The sequence below is a fragment of the Bradyrhizobium sp. JR4.1 genome (genome assembly GCF_040548605.1).
GTDB lineage: Bacteria > Pseudomonadota > Alphaproteobacteria > Rhizobiales > Xanthobacteraceae > Bradyrhizobium > Bradyrhizobium canariense.
Map to the genome: position 1 here is coordinate 12,477 of NZ_JBEPRY010000006.1, position 21,820 is coordinate 34,296.

Genomic DNA, 21,820 nt, shown 5'->3' on the forward strand with positions numbered 1-21,820 from the left:
CGGCTTCTTAAGGCAAATCAGATGCTTCCGACCGTTTTCAATCTCGCCCTGGGGTGGATTTCAGCTTGCGACAGCACGGTCGTCTGCGCCCGGAACCGCTCGACCAGGGAACGCACGAAGGGACGAATTGCCGCAGAGGTGACCAGCACCGGGGCCTCGCCTTCACGCGCGGCGCGCTCGAAGGCCTCGCGCACGCCGGTCATGAACTCCGACAGCTTCGAGGGCTGCATCGCGAGGCTGCGCTCCTCGCCCTGGCCGATAATGGATTCGGCAAAGGCTTGTTCCCACCGCGCCGAGAGCGCGATCAGCGGCAGATAACCGCTGTAGGAGGTGTTCTGCGCACAGATCTGCCGCGCCAGGCGGGCGCGGACGTGCTCCACCATGGTGGCCGGATTGCGCGAGAAGGCGAGCGAGTCCGCGATGCCTTCCAGAATGGTCGAGAGGTCGCGGATCGAGATGCGCTCGGCGAGCAGCAGCTGCAGCACGCGCTGGATGCCGGAGACGGTGACCTGTCCGGGCACGATGTCCTTGACCAGCTCCCCCTGCTCCTTCGGCAGCTCCTTGAGCAGCTTCTGCACCTCGCCATAGGAGAGCAGGTCCGACATGTTGGCCTTGAGCAGCTCGGTGAGGTGGGTCGAGAGCACGGTCGCGGCATCGACGACGGTGTAGCCCTTGAGCGAGGCTTCCTCCTTGAGGCTGGCATCAACCCAGGTCGCGGGCAGGCCGAAGGTCGGCTCGGTGGTGTGGATGCCGGGCACCTGCACCTGGCTGCCGCCGGGGTCCATGACCATGAACTGGTTCGGCCAGATCTTGCCGGTGCCGGCGTCGACCTCCTTGATCTTGATGATGTAGGTGTTGGCTTCGAGCTGGACGTTGTCGAGGATGCGCACGGCCGGCATCACAAAACCCATCTCGATCGCGAGCGAGCGGCGCAGCGCCTTGATCTGCTCGGTGAGGCGGTCGGTGCCGTCGGGGCCGTTGACCAGCGGCAGCAGGGCATAGCCGAGCTCGATCTTGAGGTCGTCGATCTTCAGCGCCGCGGAGATCGGCTCCTCCGCCGCAGCGGAGCCGGCTGCGCCCGGCGTTCCCGGCGCAGGTGCGGTCTTTGCAACTTCGGCAGCCCTGGCAGTCGCCCGATTGCGGTTGCGGGCGTGCCAGGCGAGCGCGCCGGCACCGGAACCGAGCGCCAGGAAGGGGATGGTCGGGATGCCCGGCAGGGCCGCCAGCACCAGCATGACCGCCGCGGACATCGCGAGCGCCTGCGGATATCCGGAGAACTGCTTCATCAGCGCCTTGTCGGCGGCGCCGGACACGCCGGCCTTGGAGACCAGCAGGCCGGCCGCGGTCGAAACGATCAGCGCCGGCACCTGAGTGACGAGGCCGTCACCGACGGTCAGCAGCGTGTAGCTGCGGCCGGCGTCGGCGAAGGACAGGCCCTGCTGCGCCACGCCGATGATCATGCCGCCGACGACGTTGATGAAGACGATCAGAAGGCCGGCAATGGCGTCGCCGCGGACGAATTTGGAGGCACCGTCCATGGCGCCGAAGAAGCCGCTCTCGTCCTCCAGATCCTTGCGCCGCTGCTTGGCGACCGCCTCGTCGATCAGTCCGGCGGAGAGGTCGGCGTCGATCGCCATCTGCTTGCCGGGCATGGCGTCGAGGTGGAAGCGGGCGGCGACTTCGGCGATGCGGCCCGAACCCTTGGTGATGACGACGAAGTTGACGATGATCAGGATGGCGAAGACGATGATGCCGATGACGAAATTGCCGCCCATCACGAAGCTGCCGAAGGCCTCGATGACGTGACCGGCGGCATCCGTGCCCTCGTGCCCGTGCGACAGGATCAGGCGGGTCGAGGCCATGTTGAGCGACAGCCGCAGCATGGTCGAGATCAGCAGGACGGTCGGGAAAGCGGAGAATTCCAGCGGCGCCTGGATGAACAGCGACGTCATCAGGATCAGGATCGAGAGCGTGATTGAAATCGCCAGGAACAGGTCCAGCACGATCGCGGGCAGCGGAAGGATCAGTACCACCAGGATGGTGAGGACGCCGAGCGCCAGCGCGATATCGCCGCGTTTGAGGATGTTGCCGATCTCGGCAAGGGTGGGGAAACCGGCGTTTGTGCCGCCTACGCCCTGTCCCGCGGTGACGTCGACCATAGTAGCTGCCCCTCCGCGCGACTGCCGTCCGCGCGCCCCAAACGTCTGCCCGACGGCCGAAGGGCCGCCGTTCCGAAAGTGAGGCACCGCACTGGCGTCCACAGGGCACCCCCCGTTCTACGCGGCTGACGACACTCGACTCCACTGGGCAATTCTTGCCGGGTGTATGGTTAGCAAAGGGTTAATGTCGGGTGCGGCATGGGGGCTGACCGGGGTATTTCGGGCTCTAACGCCGTCATTCCGGGGCGCGCGAAGCGGGAGCCCGGAATCCATCGTGCCGCAGGCGTCGTGGGGAAATGGATTCTCAGATGCGCAATTGCGCATCATAGCTCGCGCCAAGAGGCGCGCCCCGGAATGACCATTGTGGAGGCAGCCTACTTCGCCTTCTCCATCCGGGTCACCATGTACCCCGAAGCCGCCTCCTCGGCTTCGAAAGTCACCTTGTCGCCGACCTTCACCTGCTTGAGCACGGCCGGGTCCTTGACGCGGTAGACCATGGTCATGGGTTCATCCATGCCGAGGTTCTTCGCGGCCGCGTGCTTGAGCGTGATCTTGCCGGCGCCCTCGTCGATCTTCTTGACCTCGCCGCTGATCGCGGCGCCCTGGGCCGCGAAGGCACCTGTGCCAAGGCCGACGGTCAGCGCCAGCGCTGCGGCGATACGAATGATGCGGTTCATGGGACTCTCCTTTATTGCTTCACGGTGACGTGGCCGACCATGCCGTAGTCGCGGTGGTCGGGAATCAGGCAGGAAAATTCGAACGTGCCGGCCTTGCTGAACTTCCAGAGGATCTCGGCTGTCTTGCTCGGCGCGAGCCTGACACCGTTGGGATCGTCGTGCTCCATGTGCGGATGCTTCTTCATCTCCACCGCATGCGCGAGATTCTCTTTGGTGGTGGCGAGCAGGAATTCATGGTCCTCCTTGCCGACATTGCGCAGCACGAAGCGGATCTGCTCGCCGCGTTTGACCTCGATCCTCGCGGGGGTGTAGTCCATCTCGTTCAGCAGGATCTCGATGGTGCGCGCGGGCTTTTTGGAATCGCCGGGCTCGCCGGCCGAAAAGGTGCCGTGCCCGTGCTGGTCGTGGGCAAAGGCCGGCGCGGTGGAAAGCGCGGCCAGCGCCAGACCGAGCTTGATCGTCGTCTTCATTGGTATCTCCAGTTGGTGGTGGTTCATCGAAACGCTCACATCTTCATGTTCTTCATCGGCGGCCCGCCTGGTTGTTGGCGCACGGGCTCCGGGGCCGGCGGCGTGACCTCGTAGGCGACGGTGCCTTGCGGGAATTGGTAGGGGCCGGGATCGCGATAATCGTCGCGCGCGAGGCCTTCGCGGATCTTCATCACCGTGAACATGCCGCCCATCTCGATCGGGCCGAACTGGCCGGTGCCGGTCATCATCGGCAGCGTGTTGTCGGGCGCGGGCATCTCCATGTTGCCCATCGCCATGCCGGTCGAGCCCATCGCCATGCCGTCAGGCGCGAGCTTGCCGACGGCCCTGGCGAGATCCTTGCGCGACACCCCGATCATGTTGCGCATGTCGTGTCCCATCGCATTCATGGTGTGATGCGACTTGTGGCAGTGGAACGCCCAGTCGCCGGGGTTGTCGGCGAGCACGTCGAACACCCTGACAGCGCCGACCGGTACGTCCGTGGTTGTCTCCGGATATTGCGCGCTCTCCGGAATCCAGCCGCCGTCGGTGCAGGTCACTGCAAAGCTGTGGCCGTGCAAATGGATCGGATGGTTGGTCATGCTGAGATTGCCGATGCGCACGCGCACCTTGTCGCCGAGTCTGACCGGCAGCGGATCGATGCCGGGAAACACGCGCGCGTTCCAGGTCCACATGTTGAAGTCGGTCATCTCGTTGACCTGCGGCAGATAGGTGCCGGGATCGACGCGATAGGTGCTCATGACGAAGACGAAGTCGCGGTCCACGGCCCGAAAGTTCGGGTCGCGCGGATGCACGACGACCATGCCCATCATGCCCATCGCCATCTGCACCATCTCGTCGGAATGCGGGTGGTACATGAAGGTCCCGCTCTTCTTCATCTCGAACTCGTAGACGAAGGTTTTTCCCGGCTGGATGTGAGGCTGCGTCAGCCCGCCGACACCGTCCATGCCGCTGGGAATGATCATGCCGTGCCAGTGCACGGTGGTGTATTCGGGCAGTCTGTTGGTCACGAAGATGCGGACCTTGTCGCCCTCCACGGCCTCGATCGTCGGTCCCGGCGACTGGCCGTTATAGCCCCACAGATTCACCTTCATGCCCTCGGCGAATTCGCGCACCACGGGCTCAGCAACGAGATGGAATTCCTTCCAGTCGCCGTTCATCCGAAACGGAAGCGACCAGCCGTTCAGCGTGACCACGGGGCGATAGTCCGGCCCACCGGCGGGATGCAGCGGCGCTTGCATCACCGCCTTGTCCATGTGCGGGGCTTCCGGAATCGAGGCGGCCTGCGCGCGGCCGCTGACGACGGATGCGCCGGCGAGCGCGGCGCTGCCCAGAAATCCTCGGCGGGAAAACATGTTGGCCTCCATGTCAATGGCCGCCATCGGCAGGCGCTGCCGCGGCGATAGTGGTTGAGCTGTCGCTGTCAGCAGGCGCGCCGCCGCCATTGACGGCGGTCTGCAAGTCGGACTGGGCAAGGAAAAATCTTTGCTTCGCATCGATTGCACCGCGCAGCGACGCAAGTCGCTGCCGCGCCTCGTTGAGCAGCGCGAAGATATCGACCTGCATGCTGGAGAAGCGGAGCTGCATCTCCTCGGTGATGATCTTTCGCAAGGGGATGATCTCGCGCTGATAGTGGCTGGCGATGTCGTAGCCCGAGCGATAGATCCGGTAAGCATCGCGCGCCTCGGAGCGTACGTTCACGGCGCGCTCGGTCAGCCGATTGAAGGCGAAATTGTAGGTCTCCGCCGCCTGCCGCACCCGCACCTCGCCGCCGTCGAAGATCGGGATCTGGAACTGCACGTCGAAGCCGCGTTCGCGGAACGGCGCGCCTTCCGGATCCCGGGTGCGGCGGGAGATGCCGGCGAGATCGAGCAGCGTCACGAGGCGCGTCGCCTCCGTGAGGTTCAGCGACTTCGCGAGCGCGGTCAGCTCGAGCCGCGCGATCTGAAGGTCGATGCGATGGGCGACCGCGTCGGCTTCAATCGACGGCAAAGCCTGCGGCCGGCGCGGCAGCGGCGGCAGCTGGTTGGGCAGGCGGAAGTCGAGGCCGCCGTCCCAAAGTCCCATCAGGCGCGCCAGCTTTTCGCGCGCGCTCGTCGCCGTCTGTCGCGCGGTGGCAAGGTCGGCGGTGGTTTCGGCGTAAAACACCTGTTCACGAGCCTGATCGAGCTTGTTGATCGAGCCCGTTTCGCCGAGCTTGACCGCGAGCTGTGCGGTCGATTCCGCCGTCGCCTTCGCATCCGTCAGCAACGCCACCATCTCGTTGCCGCCCACGGCGCGCCAATAGACGCGGCGGACATCGGCGGCAAGCCGCAACGTCGCCAGACCCGCGCGCAATTGCGCCTGACGAAAACGGTCGCGGGCGATCTCCGAACGAAACGGCAGCGTGGCGAGCGCGAGGATGTCGCCGACGACCTGACGCTCGATTTCGCTGGCGCCGTTGCCCGAGATCCGCGAGACCGAGAACACGGGATTGGGCGGCAGGCTCTGCTCGACGAGATCGGTCTCGGCCAGCGCCAGCTCGTTATAGGCGGCCTGAAGCCCCTTGTTGTTGAGCAGGGCGATCTGCACGGCGGTCTCGGGGTTGAGTGTTCGCGACAGCAGTTGGCGAACGCGCGCGTCGACCGCGCCGGCTCCCTCGGCCGTCCGCACGAAGGCGACATCCTTTTTGAGGGTCTGGCTCGTCAGCTCCGAGACGGCATTCATGCCGCTGTCGGGCGAGAAGGCGGCACAGCCCGACAAGCCGAGCGAGGCAAGAGCGAGCAGGCTTGGCGCGAGACGGTGTGTCATGACGCGCTCCTACCGGTCTTGCTTCGGTTGCGGCGCGACGTTCTCGTTGCGCTCGCGCCATGGTGCCGGCGTCGCAGGCCGCAGGCTGGTGTAGGGCGCAATCGTCGAATGATAGCCGGCGCGCGCGACCTTGGTCGCGGGATCGGCAGGATCAGCGCCCGCGACTTGTGTCGTTGCCGGCACGCAGCCGGACAGCGCCAATGCCGTCGCGGCCAGCAGCGGCCAATGGAATCGAAAGCGTCGTCCCCGCGCCGCGGATGCAGCGGCGGACTTCGCCCCGGTAAGCGTAAGCATGAGTCATCCCTGATCTGTCTGGAGACCACAGGTTCGGGCGCGCGGGTGCGCGCTCGGCCTGACGTCGTCGCGCGTCAGATCAGACGATGGGAGGGCGGTAGTGCAGGGGCGGCGCCGCGCTGTGCAGGCTGGCCACGATCTCGGGCGAGCAGGCGGAAACCGGCTGAAGCGGCTTTACGACGCTGGGCAGGTCGGCCGGCAGCGCGCTAACGCACATCATCGCGCAGCACGGTCCCGGCGTACCCTTGCCGTCGTGATGATGAGGGACGGCGGGCGCGTCCTGCGCGGCGGTCTGGTGATGCGCATGCGGCCCGGCGTGGTCATGCGAGGCGCCGTCATGCGTGTGGCCGGCCTGCATCTGGTGATGCACCGGCACGAGATCGGCGAGGAGCGCGTCGTCGAGGCACGGTGCTGGACCGCTACCCCAGGCGAGGCTTGCGGCCGGCGCGAGCACGCAGAACAAATAGGCAAGGGCAATCACACGCCCCACCCTGATCCGCATCGATCGTGTCAATCGCAGCAACATTCCGCCGACATGCCCTTCGCGCGGCGATGTTGCACGCGCTGATTTGCAAAATAATGACAAAACGCGCGTTCGCCAAGCTCCTTCTTACCGCAGTGCACCGTGCATGCCCAATATCGCGCCACAATGGTTGACCCTGTGGCGATCCGCGGGCCATGGTCCCGCCCGTGCACGCGCCAAATCAATCGGGACAAACACCTGAAACATTCACCCCTGATTCGCGTCAGGCCTGGATGCGCCTCGTCATTGCGCTTCTGATCGGTTCGATCGGCGGCGTCGGCATGTGGGCGATCGTCGTGATGATTCCCGCGGTGCAGGCCGAATTCTCCGCGACGCGCGGCGCGGTGTCGCTGGCTTTCACGCTGATGATGTTCGGCTTCGGGCTTGGCGGCGTCATCGCCGGCAGGATCACCGACCGGTTCGGCATCGTGGCGGCGATGGCGATCAGCATTGCCTTCCTCGGCGTCGCCAATGTGCTGGCGGGTCTATCGACCCAACTCTGGCAGTTCGTGGCGGCGTATTTCCTGATCGGACTCGGCACGTCGGCGACCTTCGCGCCGCTGATGGCGGAGGCCTCCCACTGGTTCGAGCGCTATCGCGGCCTGGCCGTGACCATCGTCGCGAGCGGTAATTATGTCGCCGGCACGATGTGGCCGCCGCTCGTGAGCACGGGCATGCAGACGATCGGCTGGCGCTTCACTCACATCGGCATTGGCCTCGTCTGCGTCAGCCTGATGACCATCCTGGTGCTGGTCCTGCGCGCGCAGATGGGCGACGACAAGGTTCACGATCATGCCAATGCAGCGCCGCCGCGGGTCGACCTCAAGCTCTCGACCAATACGCTGACGGTGCTGCTCTCGATCGCCAGCATCTCCTGCTGCGTCGCCATGGCAATGCCGCAGGTGCATATCGTCGCTTATTGCGGCGATCTCGGATATGGCGTGGCGCGTGGCGCCGAGATGTTGTCGCTGATGATGGCCTGCGGCATCGTCAGTCGGATCGGCTCGGGCTACCTCGCCGACAAGATCGGCGGCATCCCGACGCTTCTGATCGGCGCCCTGGCGCAAGGCTTTGCGCTCGTATTCTACCTGTTCTTCGACAGCCTGACCTCGCTCTATTTGATCTCCGCGATGTTCGGCCTGTTCCAGGGCGGCATCGTGCCGAGCTATGCCATCATCGTGCGCGAGGCGATGCCGGCGAGCGAGGCCGCAACCCGCGTCGGCATCGTGATCTTCGCCTCCGTGTTCGGCATGTCGTTCGGCGGCTGGGTCTCGGGCGTCATCTTCGACGCGACAGGTTCCTATGCAGCGGCGTTCGCCAACGGCGTGGCGTGGAACGCGCTCAATATCGGCATCGTCTTGACGCTGCTGATCCGCTCGCGGATGAATGCAGTCAGGACCGGTCCGGGTTTTGCGACCTAGACTGCCTGTCCCGCCTTCAGCAGCGAACAACCCGTGATCTTGTAGCTGCCGTCTGCCTGCTGCTCGAGCGTGTAGAGCGCTTCCCAGGCCTCGCCATTGGCATCGATGATATGGACGTGCTGGGCAATGCGGCTGCCCTCGCTCTTGCTGTCGCCGAATTCAAAGCTCTTGTGCCGATAGACCGGCGGGTAGCCGTTTTGCACCATGGACATGAAGATGTCGGGCGCGGGGAAGATCTCCCGGATCGCCGGTGCGGCGTAGGAATAGGCCGCGCGCGCGTCGTCGCGGCCGAATGCCTGCTCCTGGGCGCGGATGATATCCTGTGCCGTCGCGACATCGTCGGCACGCGCCGAGATCGGACCGAAGGCGACACTGAGAAAGACCAGCAAGGCGGCGATGCGCATGACAGGCTCCGCGTTGAAATCCCGGGCGGCGCCGATCCTAGCACATCTCGCGGGCTATCGCTTCCGCTTTGCAGCCGGCTTCGCGGGCCTGGCGGCCACGCGGACCCTGGCTTTCACGACAGGCTGCACCCGCAAACCGTCAACGAACACGTCGAGCATCCGCAGCACCGAGGATTGCCAGCCGGGCTGGTCGTGCATGTAGCACATGCCGAAGAACGCGCGCAGCAAGTCCTCGGGGCTGACGTCCGCGCGCATCGCGCCGGCCGCGGCTGCCCGATCGAGCAGCGAGCCGATCGCCTTGCTCAGGCGCTCAAAGGAAAAGGCATGCAACTCCGACCCGCTCTGCACCGCGAGTGCCAAGGCTGCCACCATGCCCTTTTTGGTGGCAACGAATTCGACACCTGAGCGCAGCCAGCGCCGCAGCGCATCCACCGGGTCCTTCGCATTCTTCAACTGCTCGGCGAGTTCGCTGAGCTGCTCGACCTCGCGCCGGTACACCGCCTCGAACAAATCCTCGCGCGTCGGGAAATGCCGATAGAGCGTGCCGATGCCGACGCCGGCGCGTTTTGCCACCGCCTCCAGGCTCGCCTCCGGCCCGCCCGCGTTGAACACGGCTTTCGCCGCCTCGAGCACGCGCTCGCGATTGCGCACGGCATCGGCACGCGGCTTGCGGATCTGATCGGTGTGGTCGTCCATGCCGGCACTGTAGATCACGAATTGGTTAGATTGAACCCTTGTGGGGCTGCATCGCGTTGATGCGCACGGGCTTTTGACGAATTCCAAAATTTTTCGGCGGCCCTTGTTAAGCGGAGGCTGCCTCCGTATCTTCGCTGAAGACGTTGGCTCGGATGATATTCGGGCGGCGCGGAATCGACGGCGGCCACGGCGGTGGCGCGCTGCGCGACGACTCATGTCCATATCTGATCGGAGCCTTATATGAACCACTCCATCAGCCTCACCGTGAACGGTGCGCGGCGCGACTTCGTCCTCGACGATGCGCGCGTCACGTTGCTCGATCTCCTGCGTGAGCGCCTCCACCTGACCGGAACCAAGAAGGGATGCGACCGCGGTCAATGCGGCGCCTGCACCATTCTCGTCGACGGCAAGCGGATCAACTCCTGCCTCGCGCTGGCCATTAGCCATGACGGTGCCGACATTCTCACCATCGAGGGCGTGGCGCGCGGCGACCAGCTTCACCCCGTGCAGGCCGCCTTCATCGCCCATGACGGCTTTCAGTGCGGCTTCTGCACGCCCGGCCAGATCATGAGCGCGATCGGCATGATGAGCGAGGCACAGGCCGGCAACGATCCCGAGCGCATCCGCGAATGCATGAGCGGCAATCTATGCCGCTGCGGCGCCTATGCCGGCATCGTCGATGCCGTGCTCGACGCGCAGGCCGGGATGGACGAATCCAATCAGAGGCGCTCCGCATGAAGCAATTTGATTACGTCAGGCCGGCCACGGTCGCCGAAGCCGTCGCGGCCGCGGCGCAGCCGGGCGCGGTCTATCTCGCCGCCGGCACCAATCTGCTCGATCTGATGAAGGGCGGCGTCAGCCGTCCGGATCGTCTGGTCGACGTCACCCATCTCGACGGGCTCGATCAGATCGAGCGCCTTGCCGACGGTGGTGTGCGTATCGGCGCGTTGGTGAGCAACGCCGATCTTGCGCATGACGCCGACTTCGCCAAGGCCTACCCGGCTGTCGCCGAAGCGCTGCTCTCCGGCGCGTCGGCGCAACTGCGCAACGCCGCGACCGTCGGCGGAAATCTGCTGCAACGGACGCGTTGCGCGTATTTTTACGACACCGCCAGCCGCTGCAACAAGCGCGAGGTCGGCAGCGGTTGCGACGCGCGTGACGGCGAGAACCGCACCCACGCCGTGCTCGGCTGGAGCGAAAACTGCATCGCCACGCATCCATCCGACTTCTGCGTGCCGCTGGTCGCGCTCGACGCCATCGTCGAGATCGAGGGCAGGAGCGGGCGGCGCGAGATCGCGCTCGACGACCTGCATCGCCTGCCCGGCGATACGCCCGAGCGTGAATCGGCGCTCGAACCGGGTGATCTCATCGTCGCGGTGCGCCTGCCGCCCGCTGCGCGCGGCTTTGCGGCTCATGCGCGCTATCTCAAGGTCCGCGATAGAACGTCCTACGCGTTTGCCGTCGTCTCGGCTGCCGCTGCGCTGCGGATCGAGAACGGCAAGATCGCGGAGGCGCGGCTTGCGCTCGGCGGTGTCGCCGCAAAGCCCTGGCGTGCCCGCGCCGCGGAGGACATGCTCAGGAACGTCCCGCCCACGGTGGACGCTTTCCAGGAAGCCGCCTCGCGCGCGCTCGCCGACGCAAAACCGTCCGGCGACAACGCCTTCAAGATCGAGCTCGCGCGCCGCATCGTCGTGCGCGCGCTGAGCCTCGCCGCCGCCGGTACGCCCGTGCGCATCCCCGCGCTGCCGGCCTCTCCCTTTGCCTCGATGTCCGGAGCCATTCATGCCCGAGCTTAATCTCACCAGCGCGCCCGCTCATCTGCGGCACGGCTCGAACATCGGCCAGCCGCTGACCCGCCGCGACGGCGTGCTTAAGGTCAAAGGCCAGGCGACCTACGCCGCCGACAATCATCCGCCCGGTATGCTGTTTGCGGTGATGGCCGTTTCCAGCATCGCGCGCGGTCGCGTGACCTCGCTCGATGTCGCTGCTGCCAAGCGCCACCCCGGCGTCATCGATGTCATGACGCCAGACCACAAGCCTGAGCTCGCGATCGATCCCGAGATCAAGACCAATCCATTCGTATTCCGGATGGAGGTGCTACAGAGCAATGAGGTCCGCTACGCCAACCAGCCGATCGCCGTCGTAATCGCCGAGACGCTGGAGGCGGCGACGGAAGGCGCGGCGCTGCTGGCGCCGCACTACGAGACGCTGCCCGCGCTCATCGGTCTCGACGCGGGTGAGAGCTTCGTGCCGCCGGTCGTCGGCGTCGGCAACCCGACGGAAAATCACCGCGGCGATGTCGAGGCGGAGCTTGCGTCGGCCGAGAAGCGGATCGACGCGGTCTACGAAACGCCGCCGCAATATCACAATGCGATGGAGCCGCATGCGATCGTGGCTGCCTGGAACGGCGACAATCTGCAGATCGACATGCCGACCCAGGGCCTCATGCTGTCGCTGGCGCGCGTTGCCGAATTGTTCGGCATCGCGCACGACAAGATCCATATCCGCAGCCCGTTCCTCGGCGGCGGCTTCGGCTCGAAGGGGCTCATGGCCGGCCCTCCGGTCCTCGGCATCATGGCGGCAAAGCTCGTCGGCAAACCAGTCAAGCTGGTGCTGCGCCGTGAGCAGATGTACGGCCCGGTCGGCCATCGCGCGCCGACGCGGCAGCGGCTTCGCATCGGCACCGATGGCGAGGGGCGCCTGACCGCGCTCGAGCACCATGCGAGGACCGTGTCGAGCACGTTCGACGATTTCTACGAGCCCGCGGCCGACGCCTCGCACACGCTCTATGCGGCGCCCGCGATCCGCACCTCGCACGACGCCGTGCGCGTCAACACCGGCACGCCGTTGTTCATGCGCGCGCCCGGCGAGGCGACCGGCTCGATCGCGCTGGAGAGCGCGATCGACGAGATGGCCTGGGCCTGCGGCATCGATCCGCTCGCCTTTCGTCTGAAGAACTATGCCGAGGTCGAGCCCATCACCGGCAAGCCGTTCTCGTCCAAGGCGCTGCGCGCCTGCTACGAGCAGGGCGCGGCGCGCTTCGGCTGGGCGAAGCGACCGCTCCAGCCGCGGCAGATGCGCGACGATGCCGGCCTTCTGGTCGGCTGGGGCATGGGCACCGCGACCTTCCCGGCATTGATGTTCCAGGCCGAAGCGCGTGCCGTGCTCCGCCGCGATGGCTCCGGTGCCATGGAGATCGGCGCGCATGACATGGGGCAGGGCGCCTGGACGGCGCTGGCGCAGATCGCGGCCGACGAACTCGGGCTTGATATCGACCGCGTCGAGTTCAAGGCGGGTTCATCCGACCTGCCCGATGCCGGCATCGCCGGCGGTTCGGCACACACGGCAACCGCGGGTGCCGCGATCCACAGCGCAGGCGCGGCCGTGATTGCAAAACTCGCCGATCTCGCCACCAGCGACGAGAAGTCGCCGCTGTTCGGCGCCGGCAATGCCGGCGTGATCGCGCGCGATGGCCGGTTGATCCGGCGCGACGACGAGAGCCGCGGCGAAAGCTATTCCGAGATTCTCGCGCGCGCCGGCGTCGCCGAAATCGAGGCGCGTGGCACCGGTGCGCCGAATCCGGCGGCCATGGAGGAGTATGCGATGCACGCCCATGGCGCGGTGTTCGCGGAGGTGAAGGTCGATCCCGAGCTCGGCCAGGTCCGCGTCACCCGCATGGTCGGCGCCTTCGCCGCGGGGCGGATCGTCAATCCGCGCATGGTGCAGAGCCAGCTGTTCGGTGGCATGATCTGGGGCCTGTCCTTCGCGTTGCACGAGGAAGCCATCACCGACCGCCGCACCGGCCGGATCATGAACGCCAATCTCGGCGAGTACCATATCCCGGTGAATGCCGACGTGCCGCCGCTCGACGTGATCACGGTCGATGAGCAAGACCCGCACGTGAACGCGCTTGGCATCAAGGGTGTCGGCGAGATCGGCATCACCGGCAGTGCAGGGGCAGTCGCCAACGCCATCTGGCATGCGACTGGCGTGCGTGTTCGCCGTTTCCCGATCCGGATCGAGGAGTTGCTGACCTAGGCTTTAAGCAGCGGCGGGCGAGGCCGTCTCGCTCCGCCGCGTGCTAATGCAGCCTCTTGCGAAGAGCCTTGAGCGCTTCTCGCTGCGACTCGATGTAGTTCGCGATGGTCTTGCGCAGCTCCTCCGAATGGAGCTTGTCGCTGTCGCGCTGCACTTCATCGAGCGCAGCCTCTGCATTTGCGAGCGTGATCTTCATAGCGAGCCCTGTTACGAAGCGGCCCCGGAAAGCGGAGGCTGCTTGGCTATGGCTCGGAACATATAGAGGATCAGGCTGCGGAAATTGAGATGGCTCAAACTCCGTAAGATACCGGTGGCTCCGTAGGATTGCGGACAACTTCAAAACGTCGGAGGTGTGCAGGCCGAGATCACCTCGCACGGCTTGCCGCCGACGCAGCGGAAGCGATGCGGGCGACGGCTCTCGAAGTAGTAGGCATCGCCCGGATTGAGGATGCGGCGCTCGTCCTCGACGGTGACTTCGAGCTTGCCCGAGATCACGATGCCGCCTTCCTCGCCGTCATGGACGAGATGAACGCGCCCGGTGTCGCTGCCGGGCTCGTAGCGCTCCTTCAGGATCTGCAGGCTGCGACCGAACAGATTGTCGCCGATTTGCCGATACGAGATCGGCTTCTTGCCGACCTCGGTCAGCTCTTCACCGCGGTAGAATATCTTGCGCCGGCTCTCCGGCTCCAGCGCGAAGAACTCGGCGAGCCCCATCGGAATGCCGTCGAGGATGCGCTTGAGCGCGCCGACCGAGGGGTTCATCTGGTTGGATTCGATCAGCGAGATCGTCGAATTGGTGACGCCGGCGCGTTTGGCGAGTTCGCGCTGCGACAGCTTCTGGCGCGCCCGGATGAATCGCAGCCGTCCACCGATATCGACGCTCATGTCCCTGTCCCGTGTTGCAGGTGTTGCGGATCGCGCAAATATGGACCGGCAGCCCTAGTCAAATCAATGGCTTGCAGCCGGTCAGAAAAGGACTTGTTGCGCTTTTCAAGCCGTGCCTCTGGTAGCAGGTCAGCAAAGGAGCGTGGCCAGTGACCCTTCATCAGATTCCGAACACCATCAAGACCGACTCGTTCTGGATGCCGTTCACGGCCAACCGGCAGTTCAAGAAGGCGCCGCGCCTGTTCTCCTCGGCCGAGGGCATGCACTACACCACCGTCGACGGCCGCAAGGTGATCGACGCCTCCGCCGGCCTCTGGTGCGTCAATGCCGGCCACGGCCGCAAGCAGATCGCCGCCGCCGTCGAGCGCCAGCTGATGACGCTGGACTTCGCGCCGTCGTTCCAGATGGGCCATCCGCTGGCATTCGACTTCGCCGAGCGTCTGGCCGAGATCGCGCCGAAGGGCCTCGATCGCATCTTCTTCACCAATTCCGGCTCCGAGTCGGTCGACACCGCGCTGAAGATCGCGCTCGCCTATCACCGTGCCAACGGCCAAGCGAGCCGCACCCGCCTGATCGGCCGCGAGCGCGGCTATCACGGCGTCGGATTCGGCGGCACCTCGGTCGGCGGCATGGTCGCCAACCGCCGCGCCTTCGCGACCCTGTTGCCGGGCGTCGACCACATCCGCCATACCCACGATCTCACCCGCAACGCCTTTGCCAAGGATCAGCCCGAGCATGGCGCCGAGCTCGCCGATGATCTCGAGCGGTTGGTGGCCCTGCACGGCGCCGAGACCATCGCTGCCGTCATCGTCGAGCCGGTGCCGGGTTCGACCGCGGTGTTGCCGCCGCCGAAGGGCTATCTCCAGCGCCTGCGCGAGATCTGCGACAAGCACGGCATCCTCCTGATCTTCGACGAGGTCATCACCGGCTTCGGCCGCCTCGGCACGCCGTTCGCCGCCAACTTCTTCGGCGTCACGCCCGATATGATGACGACGGCCAAGGGCATCACCAACGGCACCATTCCCTGCGGCGCCGTGTTCGCGAGCCGCAAGGTGCATGACGGCCTGATGGTCGGCCCGGAGAACGCGATGGAGCTGTTCCACGGCTATACCTATTCGGCGCATCCGGTCGCCTGCGCCGCGGGTATCGCGACGCTCGACATCTACAAGGACGAAGGCCTGCTGACGCGCGGTGCGTCGATCTCCGAATACTGGCGCGATGCGCTGCATTCGCTGAAGGGCCTGCCCAACGTCGTCGACATCCGCAATTGCGGCCTGATGGGCGCGGTCGAGCTGTCACCCCGTGACGGTACCGTCGGCGTGCGTGGCTACGACGTCATGGTCGATTGCTTCAATCGCGGGCTGTACTTCCGCATGAGCGGCGATAGCTTTGCGCTGTCGCCTCCGCTCATCGTCGAGAAGAGCCACATCGACGATATCGTGTCGATCCTCGGCGATGCCGTCAAGCGGGTGGCCTGATAATTGCTCTCGCCGTTGCGGAGTTCCTCTTGCAGCGGCGAGCGTGATGCCGCGGGAGTTTGACCAAGCGTGAAAGTTCTGATCCTCGGCAGCGGTGTCATCGGCGTCGCCTCTGCCTACTACCTCGCGCGTGCCGGCCATGAGGTGACGGTTGTCGACCGTCAGCCGGAGCCGGCGCTCGAGACCTCCTTTGCCAATGCCGGCGAAGTGTCGCCCGGCTATTCCTCGCCTTGGGCTGGTCCCGGCGTCCCGGTGAAGGCGGTCAAATGGCTGCTGATGAAGCACGGCCCGCTGGTGATCCGGCCGAAGCTCGATCCCGTGATGTGGGTCTGGCTGCTGAAGATGCTGCGCAACTGCACCAGCGAACGCTATGCGATCAACAAGAGCCGGATGATCCCGATCGCGGAGTATAGCCGCGATTGCCTGCGCGATCTGCGCCGCGACATCGGCATCCAGTATGACGAGCGCTCCCAGGGCACGCTGCAGCTGTTCCGCTACCAGGCCCAGCTCGACGGCACCGGTGAGGACATCGCCGTGCTCAAGCAGTACGGCGTGCCCTTCGAGGTGCTGAGCCGTGAGGGCTGCATTGCGGCCGAGCCGGCGCTGGCGGGCGTGAAGGAGAAGTTCGCGGGCGGACTTCGGCTGCCGCAGGACGAGACCGGCGATTGTCACATGTTCACGCAGGCGCTGGCCAAGCATGCCGAAGCGCTCGGCGTGCGCTTTATGTTCAACACCGGCATCGACCGCATCGTCACCGACGACGCGCGCGTCAGCGGCGTCGTGACCAGCGCCGGAATGTTGCAGGCAGACGCTTACGTTCTCGCGCTCGGAAGCTGGTCGTCGCGGCTGGTCGCGCCGCTCGATATTTCGCTGCCGGTCTATCCGGTGAAGGGCTATTCGATCACGGTGCCGATCAAGGACGCTTCCGGCGCGCCGGAATCGACCGTGATGGACGAGAGCTACAAGGTGGCCATCACCCGTTTGGGAAATCGCATCCGCGTCGGCGGCACCGCCGAAATCTCCGGCTTCTCGAGCCAGCTCTACGACGCGCGCCGCGCCACGCTCGATCACTCGCTGACCGATCTGTTCCCGCGCGGCGGCGATCTCTCCAAGGCGACGTTCTGGAGCGGCCTGCGCCCGATGACCCCGGACGGCCCGCCCGTGATCGGCCCGACGCAATACGCCAACCTTCACCTCAACACCGGCCACGGCACGCTAGGCTGGACCATGTCGTGCGGCTCCGGCCGCGTACTCGCCGACATGCTGTCGGGCAAGAAGCCGGACATTGATGTGAGTGCTCTGACGGTGAACCGGTATAAGTATCGGTTCGGCTAAGACTCTATCCTCCCGTCATTGCGAGGAGCGAAGCGACGAAGCAATCCAGAGTGTCTCCGCGGTGAGAGTCTGGATTGCTTCGCTTCGCTCGCAATGACGGCTGCGCTACCCCGTCCCCGTCACGCAATTCACCCACAGCACCACGGCCTTCGCGTCATTGGCCGGATTGGAAAACCGGTGCGGCCGCCGGCTTGCAAACCGAAAACTGTCGCCCCTCTTCAGCGACCATGTCTCGCTGTCCACCGTCAGCATCATCTCGCCTTCGAGCACGAGGCCGGCTTCCTCGCCGTCATGGGTGTAGAGCTCGTCACCGGTGGAGCCGCCGGGCTCCAGATGCACCAGGAACAGGTTGAGCCGGTTGTCGGCGCTGGCGGGGCTCAACAATTGCTTCGACACGCCGGTGCGCCAGAGCTTCAGCTCGGGCCGCTGAAGCCCGCGCGTGACGACTTGGTCGGATGTGCCGTCGGCGTTTGGGCTCGCGCCGAACAGCGCGGCGATGCCGACGCCGAGCACGTCGGCGAGCGTGGCCAGCACACGTAGCGACGGCGACGACAGGCCGCGCTCGATCTGGCTGAGGAAGCCGATCGACAGATCCGTGCGCGAAGCGACCGTCTCGAGCGAGAATTGCCTGATGCGCCTGAGATCGCGGATACGGCGGCCGACCGCGATGTCCATCGCGGGATCGGTGGCTTTGGCGATAGCCTTGGTGTTGGCGTTGGCTTTCGCCTTAGCCTTTATCTGCACCTTCTTCACCGGCTTTGCGGCGGCCGGTCTGCGCATTCTTTTGCCACCGCTCACGTCAAACCGCTTCCTTCATGTGCATGAAAACCGCTTGCATGACCCGCGAAAGTGTGACCAAATTTTCATGTTGGTGAAAATAGGCCGAAACGGCTCGGCCCGCAATGTCTGCGATCACGACATCTGCGAGCGCCGCCATCGGCCGAGCCCAAAGGGGAATGCGATGGCGTTGAAGCGTTTTGTCCAGGCCGCGGTCGCGGCACTCGCGATTGCCGCAGCAGCGCCGGCTTCGGCGCAGCAGGTGCTGAAGGTTGGTTCGACGCCGACAGGCATTCCCTTCACCTTCCTCGACACCAAGACCAACACCATCCAGGGCATCATGGTCGATCTCATCACCGAGATCGGCAAGGATGCCGGCCTCAACGTGCAGATCGAGCCGATGGCGTTCTCGGCGCTGATCCCGTCGCTGACCTCCAGCAAGATCGACATCATCGCGGCCGCGATGTTCATCACCGCGCCGCGCAAGGAGGTCGTCGACTTCTCCGATCCAATCTACACTTACGGGGAAGGCCTCGTCGTGCCGAAAGGCGATACCAAGGCCTACGCCACGCAGGACGATCTGAAAGGCGAGACGGTCGGCGCCCAGGTCGGCACCGCCTTCGTCGATGCGCTGAAGAAGTCCGGCCTGTTCGCCGACGTCAAGGCCTACGATACCATTCCCGACATCCTGCGCGACGTGAACACCGGCCGCCTCAAGGCCGGTTATGCCGATTATCCGATCCTCGCCTACAATCTGAAGCAGGGCGGCTTCCCCGAGGTGCGGCTCGTCGACAGCTACAAGCCTGCTACTGTCGGCTCGGTCGGCATCGGCGTCCGCAAGGGCGAGAGCGCGCTGCTCGGCAAGATCAACGCCTCGCTCGCCAAGCTCAAGGCCAACGGCACCATCGAGAAGATCCTCGATAAATGGGGCCTGAAGGCCCAGGGTTGATCGCGAGAGGTCAATCGATGAAGGCTGATCGATGAAAGGCTTCTGGCACGACGCGGCGGAATTCTTCCCGATCCTGATGAGCGGCGTCGTGCTGACGATCGTCGTCACCATCGGCTCGCTGCTGCTGTCGACGGTGCTTGGCCTCGTCTGGGCGATGATGCGGGTCTCCGGCATCCGCGTCCTGTCGCTGCTCAGCGCCAGCCTGATCAATGTGATCCGCGGCATTCCGATCATCGTGCTGTTGTTCTACCTCTACTTCGTGATGCCGGATCTCGGCGTCACGCTGTCCGCGTTGCAGGCTGCGATCCTTGGGCTCGGCATCGCCTACTCGGCCTATCAGGCGGAAAATTTCCGCGCCGGCATCGAGGCCATCGACAAGGGGCAGATCGAGGCGGCGCAATCGATCGGCATGGGCTGGTGGCTGACCATGCGCCGCGTCGTGCTGCCGCAGGCGGTGCGAATCGTGTTGCCGCCTTACGGCAACGTCATGATCATGATGCTGAAGGATTCCTCGCAGGCCTCGACCATCACGGTCGCCGAGCTCGCGCTGCAAGGCAAGCTGATCGCGTCCTCGACCTTCAAGAACACCAACGTGTTCACGATGGTTGCGCTGATGTATCTCACCATGAGCATTCCGCTGATCCTGCTGGTCCGTCACTTCGAGAAGCGGGCCGGCAAGAAATGATCGAGCTGACCGACGTCCACAAGAGCTTTGGCGAAAACGAGGTGCTCAAGGGCATCACGGCCTCCGTGCAGAAGGGCGAGGTGGTCTGCATCGTCGGCCCCTCCGGCTCCGGCAAGTCCACCATCTTGCGCTGTATCAACGGTCTCGAAAGCTACGACCGCGGCGAGATCAGCGTCGAGGGATTGAAGGTCGACCGCGACGCGCCGTCGATCGTGCAAGTCCGCACCCAGGTCTCGATGGTGTTCCAGCGCTTCAATTTGTTTCCGCACCGAACGGTGCTGGAGAACGTGGTCGAAGGTCCGCTCTATGTGAAGAAGGAGCCGCGCGCTGCCGCATTCGAGCGTGGCCGCGCGCTGCTCGCCCAGGTGGGCCTTGCCGAGAAAGCCAACGAACATCCGCCGCAGCTCTCCGGCGGCCAGCAGCAACGCGTCGCGATCGCGCGGGCGCTGGCGATGCAGCCCAAGGCCATCCTGTTCGACGAACCGACCTCGGCGCTCGATCCTGAACTGGTCGGCGACGTTCTCGGCGTGATGCGCAAGCTTGCTGACGACGGCATGACCATGGTCGTCGTTACGCACGAGATGGGCTTTGCCCGCGACGTCGCCGACCGCGTGCTGTTCATCGACGGCGGTGTCATCGTCGAGCAGGGACCGGCGAAATCGGTGCTCAATCAACCGCAGCATGCGCGGACGCAGGATTTTTTGCGCCGCGTGCTGCATCCGCTCTGACCGGTCCTTGCCATGACCACGCGCCTGCCTCTGCCGCCGTCCCTCTATGCCGACACCGCCGTCGCGCCGGTGGCCACGCCGCCGCTCGAAATCGACAAGACGGTCTCGGTCGCCATCGTCGGCGGCGGCTACACCGGTCTGTCCACGGCGTTGCATCTGGCCGAGCAGGGCGTGGAGGCACTGGTGCTGGAGGCGCAGGAGCCGGGCTGGGGCGCATCCGGCAATAATGGCGGCCACACCAATCCGGGACTGAAGCACGCCCCCGATCAGATCGAAGCCGATTTTGGCACTGAGCTCGGCCGCCGCATGATCGACTTCTCCTACGGCACGACGAACTTCACCCACGATTTGATCCGCCGCTACCAGATCCCGTGCGAGGCGCGGCAGAACGGCACGCTGCGCGCGGCCTATAACCAGGCCAGCGCCGCCGCGATCGAGACAACCGCGCGGCAATGCACTGCCCGCGGCATGCCGGTGTCGTACCTGAACCGCGAGCAGCTGCGCGCGATGACCGGCACCGATCGCTACGTCGGCGCCATGCTGGATACCCGCGGCGGCGATCTGCATCCGCTCAGTTATGCCCGCGGTCTCGCGCGCGCCGCGATCTCCGCGGGCGCAAAGGTGCACGGCGAGACACCGGCGCTGTCGCTACGCCGCGAGGGCAGCCGCTGGCGCATCGGAACGCCGCGCGCGGTGGTGCATGCCGACAAGGTGCTGCTCGCGACCAACGGTTTTACGGACGATCTCTGGCCGGCGCTTCGCCGAACCATCGTGCCGGTGTTCTCCTCGATCGCGGCCACCGCGCCGTTGTCCGACGATGTGGCCCGTTCGATCATGCCGACGCGTCCCGTCCTTTACGAGAGCGGCCACATCACCGTCTATTACCGCGTCGATCAGCAGAACCGCCTCTTGATGGGTGGTCGTGGTCCGATGCGCTGGATCAATTCGCCGCGCGACGTCGCCTATCTCATGCGATACGCCGAGCGGCTATGGCCGCAACTCGAGGGCGTCGCCTGGACCCATGGCTGGAACAGCCGGCTCGCCATCACCGCGGATCATTACCCGCATGTGCACGAGCCCGCGGACAACATCCTGATCTCGCTCGGCTGCAACGGCCGCGGCGTCGCGCTCTCGACCGCGATGGGCGCACAGCTCGCACGACGTCTGATCGGAGGCGCCAAGGCCGAGCTCGACATGCCCGTCACCGGCATCAAGCCGATCCCGATGCACGCATTCTGGCCGGTGGGCGTGACGACGGCAGTGATCGCAGGCCGGGTGCGCGACCGGCTCGGGATCTAACGGCGCGATTAGATTTACTGTTGCCGCAGCACAGGTGCGCTCCCTCTCCCGCTTGCGGGAGAGGGCTGGGGAGAGGGTGTTTCCATACAGGGAATCCCCAAGAGGAGAGAGCCCTCACCCGCCGCGCTCGGGACGATGCTTTGCATCGCCCGGCGCGCGTCGACCTCTCCCGCAAGCGGAAGAGGTGCAGCGGT

Annotated in this window: 23 protein-coding genes; 10 read left to right on the plus strand and 13 right to left on the minus strand. The window is 65.4% G+C overall.

What is annotated here, in order from left to right; all coding sequences use genetic code 11:
- Nucleotides 1-17: 17 nt before the first annotated feature.
- The 7 genes from flhA to ABIB90_RS15215 form a co-directional block, all read right to left on the minus strand.
- Nucleotides 18-2,159: a flagellar biosynthesis protein FlhA gene (gene flhA / locus ABIB90_RS15185; RefSeq protein ID WP_219685354.1), complete on the minus strand. Its 2,142-nt coding sequence runs from the start codon at nucleotides 2,157-2,159 to the stop codon at nucleotides 18-20.
- 374 nt (nucleotides 2,160-2,533) lie between these two features.
- Entirely contained in the window at nucleotides 2,534-2,836 is a 303-nt protein-coding gene (locus ABIB90_RS15190) for a copper-binding protein (RefSeq protein ID WP_354201014.1), read from the minus strand.
- Nucleotides 2,837-2,847: 11 nt separating this feature from the next.
- Nucleotides 2,848-3,306 carry a cupredoxin domain-containing protein gene (locus ABIB90_RS15195; RefSeq protein WP_354201015.1) on the minus strand — a complete coding sequence of 153 codons (459 nt, stop codon included), beginning with the start codon at nucleotides 3,304-3,306 and terminating at the stop codon, nucleotides 2,848-2,850.
- A 35-nt stretch (nucleotides 3,307-3,341) separates the two neighbouring features.
- Nucleotides 3,342-4,679 (minus strand): copper oxidase, encoded by a 1,338-nt coding sequence (locus ABIB90_RS15200; RefSeq protein WP_007600558.1) that lies wholly within the window; start codon nucleotides 4,677-4,679, stop codon nucleotides 3,342-3,344.
- A 13-nt stretch (nucleotides 4,680-4,692) separates the two neighbouring features.
- Nucleotides 4,693-6,114, minus strand: a complete 1,422-nt coding sequence (locus ABIB90_RS15205; protein WP_354201016.1) for a TolC family protein — start codon at nucleotides 6,112-6,114, stop codon at nucleotides 4,693-4,695.
- A gap of 9 nt (nucleotides 6,115-6,123) precedes the next feature.
- Complete coding sequence (locus ABIB90_RS15210) at nucleotides 6,124-6,408, minus strand: hypothetical protein (protein ID WP_354201017.1); 285 nt, start codon at nucleotides 6,406-6,408, stop codon at nucleotides 6,124-6,126.
- Between the two features lie 79 nt (nucleotides 6,409-6,487).
- On the minus strand, nucleotides 6,488-6,934 hold the full coding sequence (locus ABIB90_RS15215) for a hypothetical protein (protein WP_354128861.1): 447 nt from the start codon (nucleotides 6,932-6,934) through the stop codon (nucleotides 6,488-6,490).
- Between the two features lie 152 nt (nucleotides 6,935-7,086).
- On the opposite strand from ABIB90_RS15215, the gene ABIB90_RS15220 reads away from it, so the two are divergent.
- Nucleotides 7,087-8,352, plus strand: coding sequence for an MFS transporter (locus ABIB90_RS15220; protein WP_219685347.1), 1,266 nt, complete (start codon nucleotides 7,087-7,089; stop codon nucleotides 8,350-8,352).
- On the opposite strand, the gene ABIB90_RS15225 is transcribed toward ABIB90_RS15220, so the two are convergent.
- Nucleotides 8,349-8,756 (minus strand): DUF4864 domain-containing protein, encoded by a 408-nt coding sequence (locus tag ABIB90_RS15225; RefSeq protein ID WP_007600562.1) that lies wholly within the window; start codon nucleotides 8,754-8,756, stop codon nucleotides 8,349-8,351. The two genes, ABIB90_RS15220 and ABIB90_RS15225, sit on opposite strands and share 4 nt — an antisense overlap.
- A gap of 54 nt (nucleotides 8,757-8,810) precedes the next feature.
- Nucleotides 8,811-9,452, minus strand: coding sequence for a TetR/AcrR family transcriptional regulator (locus ABIB90_RS15230; protein ID WP_354201159.1), 642 nt, complete (start codon nucleotides 9,450-9,452; stop codon nucleotides 8,811-8,813).
- Between the two features lie 240 nt (nucleotides 9,453-9,692).
- On the opposite strand from ABIB90_RS15230, the gene ABIB90_RS15235 reads away from it, so the two are divergent.
- The 3 genes from ABIB90_RS15235 to ABIB90_RS15245 are packed head-to-tail and all read left to right on the plus strand — an operon-like array spanning nucleotide 9,693 to nucleotide 13,490.
- The gene (locus ABIB90_RS15235) at nucleotides 9,693-10,190 is read left to right on the plus strand and encodes a (2Fe-2S)-binding protein (protein WP_007600564.1); all 498 of its coding nucleotides are present in this window, start codon (nucleotides 9,693-9,695) and stop codon (nucleotides 10,188-10,190) included.
- Entirely contained in the window at nucleotides 10,187-11,248 is a 1,062-nt protein-coding gene (locus tag ABIB90_RS15240; protein WP_354201018.1) for an FAD binding domain-containing protein, read from the plus strand. Before ABIB90_RS15235 ends, ABIB90_RS15240 begins: the two co-directional genes overlap by 4 nt.
- Nucleotides 11,235-13,490 (plus strand): xanthine dehydrogenase family protein molybdopterin-binding subunit, encoded by a 2,256-nt coding sequence (locus tag ABIB90_RS15245; RefSeq protein ID WP_354201019.1) that lies wholly within the window; start codon nucleotides 11,235-11,237, stop codon nucleotides 13,488-13,490. The genes ABIB90_RS15240 and ABIB90_RS15245 overlap by 14 nt, the downstream gene beginning before the upstream one ends.
- 43 nt (nucleotides 13,491-13,533) lie before the next feature.
- On the opposite strand, the gene ABIB90_RS15250 is transcribed toward ABIB90_RS15245, so the two are convergent.
- Together ABIB90_RS15250 and ABIB90_RS15255 are read right to left on the minus strand one after the other, a co-directional pair.
- Complete coding sequence (locus ABIB90_RS15250; RefSeq protein ID WP_354168969.1) at nucleotides 13,534-13,686, minus strand: hypothetical protein; 153 nt, start codon at nucleotides 13,684-13,686, stop codon at nucleotides 13,534-13,536.
- Nucleotides 13,687-13,826: 140 nt separating this feature from the next.
- Nucleotides 13,827-14,375 carry a cupin domain-containing protein gene (locus ABIB90_RS15255; protein ID WP_007600574.1) on the minus strand — a complete coding sequence of 183 codons (549 nt, stop codon included), beginning with the start codon at nucleotides 14,373-14,375 and terminating at the stop codon, nucleotides 13,827-13,829.
- Nucleotides 14,376-14,524: 149 nt separating this feature from the next.
- Between ABIB90_RS15255 and aptA the strand changes: the two genes are divergently transcribed.
- Together aptA and ABIB90_RS15265 are read left to right on the plus strand one after the other, a co-directional pair.
- Nucleotides 14,525-15,853, plus strand: coding sequence for an omega-aminotransferase AptA (gene aptA / locus ABIB90_RS15260; protein WP_354201020.1), 1,329 nt, complete (start codon nucleotides 14,525-14,527; stop codon nucleotides 15,851-15,853).
- 69 nt (nucleotides 15,854-15,922) lie between these two features.
- The gene (locus ABIB90_RS15265) at nucleotides 15,923-17,188 is read left to right on the plus strand and encodes a D-amino acid dehydrogenase (protein ID WP_354201021.1); all 1,266 of its coding nucleotides are present in this window, start codon (nucleotides 15,923-15,925) and stop codon (nucleotides 17,186-17,188) included.
- A gap of 105 nt (nucleotides 17,189-17,293) precedes the next feature.
- On the opposite strand, the gene ABIB90_RS15270 is transcribed toward ABIB90_RS15265, so the two are convergent.
- A complete protein-coding gene (locus tag ABIB90_RS15270) occupies nucleotides 17,294-17,968 on the minus strand; it encodes a helix-turn-helix domain-containing protein (RefSeq protein WP_354201022.1) in 675 nt (224 codons plus the stop codon).
- Between the two features lie 19 nt (nucleotides 17,969-17,987).
- Nucleotides 17,988-18,125 carry a hypothetical protein gene (locus ABIB90_RS15275; RefSeq protein WP_354201023.1) on the minus strand — a complete coding sequence of 46 codons (138 nt, stop codon included), beginning with the start codon at nucleotides 18,123-18,125 and terminating at the stop codon, nucleotides 17,988-17,990.
- Nucleotides 18,126-18,149: 24 nt separating this feature from the next.
- On the opposite strand from ABIB90_RS15275, the gene ABIB90_RS15280 reads away from it, so the two are divergent.
- From ABIB90_RS15280 to ABIB90_RS15295, 4 genes are read left to right on the plus strand one after another with little or no spacing between them, the layout of a single operon-like run.
- Complete coding sequence (locus tag ABIB90_RS15280; RefSeq protein WP_007600582.1) at nucleotides 18,150-18,914, plus strand: ABC transporter substrate-binding protein; 765 nt, start codon at nucleotides 18,150-18,152, stop codon at nucleotides 18,912-18,914.
- A gap of 31 nt (nucleotides 18,915-18,945) precedes the next feature.
- The gene (locus ABIB90_RS15285; RefSeq protein ID WP_007600584.1) at nucleotides 18,946-19,599 is read left to right on the plus strand and encodes an amino acid ABC transporter permease; all 654 of its coding nucleotides are present in this window, start codon (nucleotides 18,946-18,948) and stop codon (nucleotides 19,597-19,599) included.
- Nucleotides 19,596-20,327: an amino acid ABC transporter ATP-binding protein gene (locus ABIB90_RS15290; protein WP_027568180.1), complete on the plus strand. Its 732-nt coding sequence runs from the start codon at nucleotides 19,596-19,598 to the stop codon at nucleotides 20,325-20,327. The genes ABIB90_RS15285 and ABIB90_RS15290 overlap by 4 nt, the downstream gene beginning before the upstream one ends.
- Nucleotides 20,328-20,339: 12 nt before the next feature.
- Nucleotides 20,340-21,626, plus strand: coding sequence for an NAD(P)/FAD-dependent oxidoreductase (locus tag ABIB90_RS15295; RefSeq protein ID WP_354201024.1), 1,287 nt, complete (start codon nucleotides 20,340-20,342; stop codon nucleotides 21,624-21,626).
- The last annotated feature ends 194 nt before the right edge of the window (nucleotides 21,627-21,820 follow it).

Bases quoted from the DNA above. Each gene is read 5' to 3' on its own strand.
- ABIB90_RS15205 (WP_354201016.1), bottom strand. From the start codon at position 6,114: ATGACACACCGTCTCGCGCCAAGCCTGCTCGCTCTTGCCTCGCTCGGC.
- ABIB90_RS15225 (WP_007600562.1), bottom strand. From the start codon at position 8,756: ATGCGCATCGCCGCCTTGCTGGTCTTTCTCAGTGTCGCCTTCGGTCCG.
- ABIB90_RS15295 (WP_354201024.1), top strand. From the start codon at position 20,340: ATGACCACGCGCCTGCCTCTGCCGCCGTCCCTCTATGCCGACACCGCC.
- ABIB90_RS15250 (WP_354168969.1), bottom strand. From the start codon at position 13,686: ATGAAGATCACGCTCGCAAATGCAGAGGCTGCGCTCGATGAAGTGCAG.
- flhA (WP_219685354.1), bottom strand. From the start codon at position 2,159: ATGGTCGACGTCACCGCGGGACAGGGCGTAGGCGGCACAAACGCCGGT.
- ABIB90_RS15190 (WP_354201014.1), bottom strand. From the start codon at position 2,836: ATGAACCGCATCATTCGTATCGCCGCAGCGCTGGCGCTGACCGTCGGC.
- ABIB90_RS15220 (WP_219685347.1), top strand. From the start codon at position 7,087: ATGGTCCCGCCCGTGCACGCGCCAAATCAATCGGGACAAACACCTGAA.
- ABIB90_RS15230 (WP_354201159.1), bottom strand. From the start codon at position 9,452: ATGGACGACCACACCGATCAGATCCGCAAGCCGCGTGCCGATGCCGTG.
- ABIB90_RS15285 (WP_007600584.1), top strand. From the start codon at position 18,946: ATGAAAGGCTTCTGGCACGACGCGGCGGAATTCTTCCCGATCCTGATG.
- ABIB90_RS15235 (WP_007600564.1), top strand. From the start codon at position 9,693: ATGAACCACTCCATCAGCCTCACCGTGAACGGTGCGCGGCGCGACTTC.
- ABIB90_RS15240 (WP_354201018.1), top strand. From the start codon at position 10,187: ATGAAGCAATTTGATTACGTCAGGCCGGCCACGGTCGCCGAAGCCGTC.
- ABIB90_RS15200 (WP_007600558.1), bottom strand. From the start codon at position 4,679: ATGTTTTCCCGCCGAGGATTTCTGGGCAGCGCCGCGCTCGCCGGCGCA.
- ABIB90_RS15245 (WP_354201019.1), top strand. From the start codon at position 11,235: ATGCCCGAGCTTAATCTCACCAGCGCGCCCGCTCATCTGCGGCACGGC.
- ABIB90_RS15275 (WP_354201023.1), bottom strand. From the start codon at position 18,125: ATGGCGGCGCTCGCAGATGTCGTGATCGCAGACATTGCGGGCCGAGCC.
- ABIB90_RS15270 (WP_354201022.1), bottom strand. From the start codon at position 17,968: ATGCGCAGACCGGCCGCCGCAAAGCCGGTGAAGAAGGTGCAGATAAAG.
- ABIB90_RS15280 (WP_007600582.1), top strand. From the start codon at position 18,150: ATGGCGTTGAAGCGTTTTGTCCAGGCCGCGGTCGCGGCACTCGCGATT.
- ABIB90_RS15195 (WP_354201015.1), bottom strand. From the start codon at position 3,306: ATGAAGACGACGATCAAGCTCGGTCTGGCGCTGGCCGCGCTTTCCACC.
- ABIB90_RS15215 (WP_354128861.1), bottom strand. From the start codon at position 6,934: ATGTTGCTGCGATTGACACGATCGATGCGGATCAGGGTGGGGCGTGTG.
- ABIB90_RS15290 (WP_027568180.1), top strand. From the start codon at position 19,596: ATGATCGAGCTGACCGACGTCCACAAGAGCTTTGGCGAAAACGAGGTG.
- ABIB90_RS15255 (WP_007600574.1), bottom strand. From the start codon at position 14,375: ATGAGCGTCGATATCGGTGGACGGCTGCGATTCATCCGGGCGCGCCAG.
- ABIB90_RS15210 (WP_354201017.1), bottom strand. From the start codon at position 6,408: ATGCTTACGCTTACCGGGGCGAAGTCCGCCGCTGCATCCGCGGCGCGG.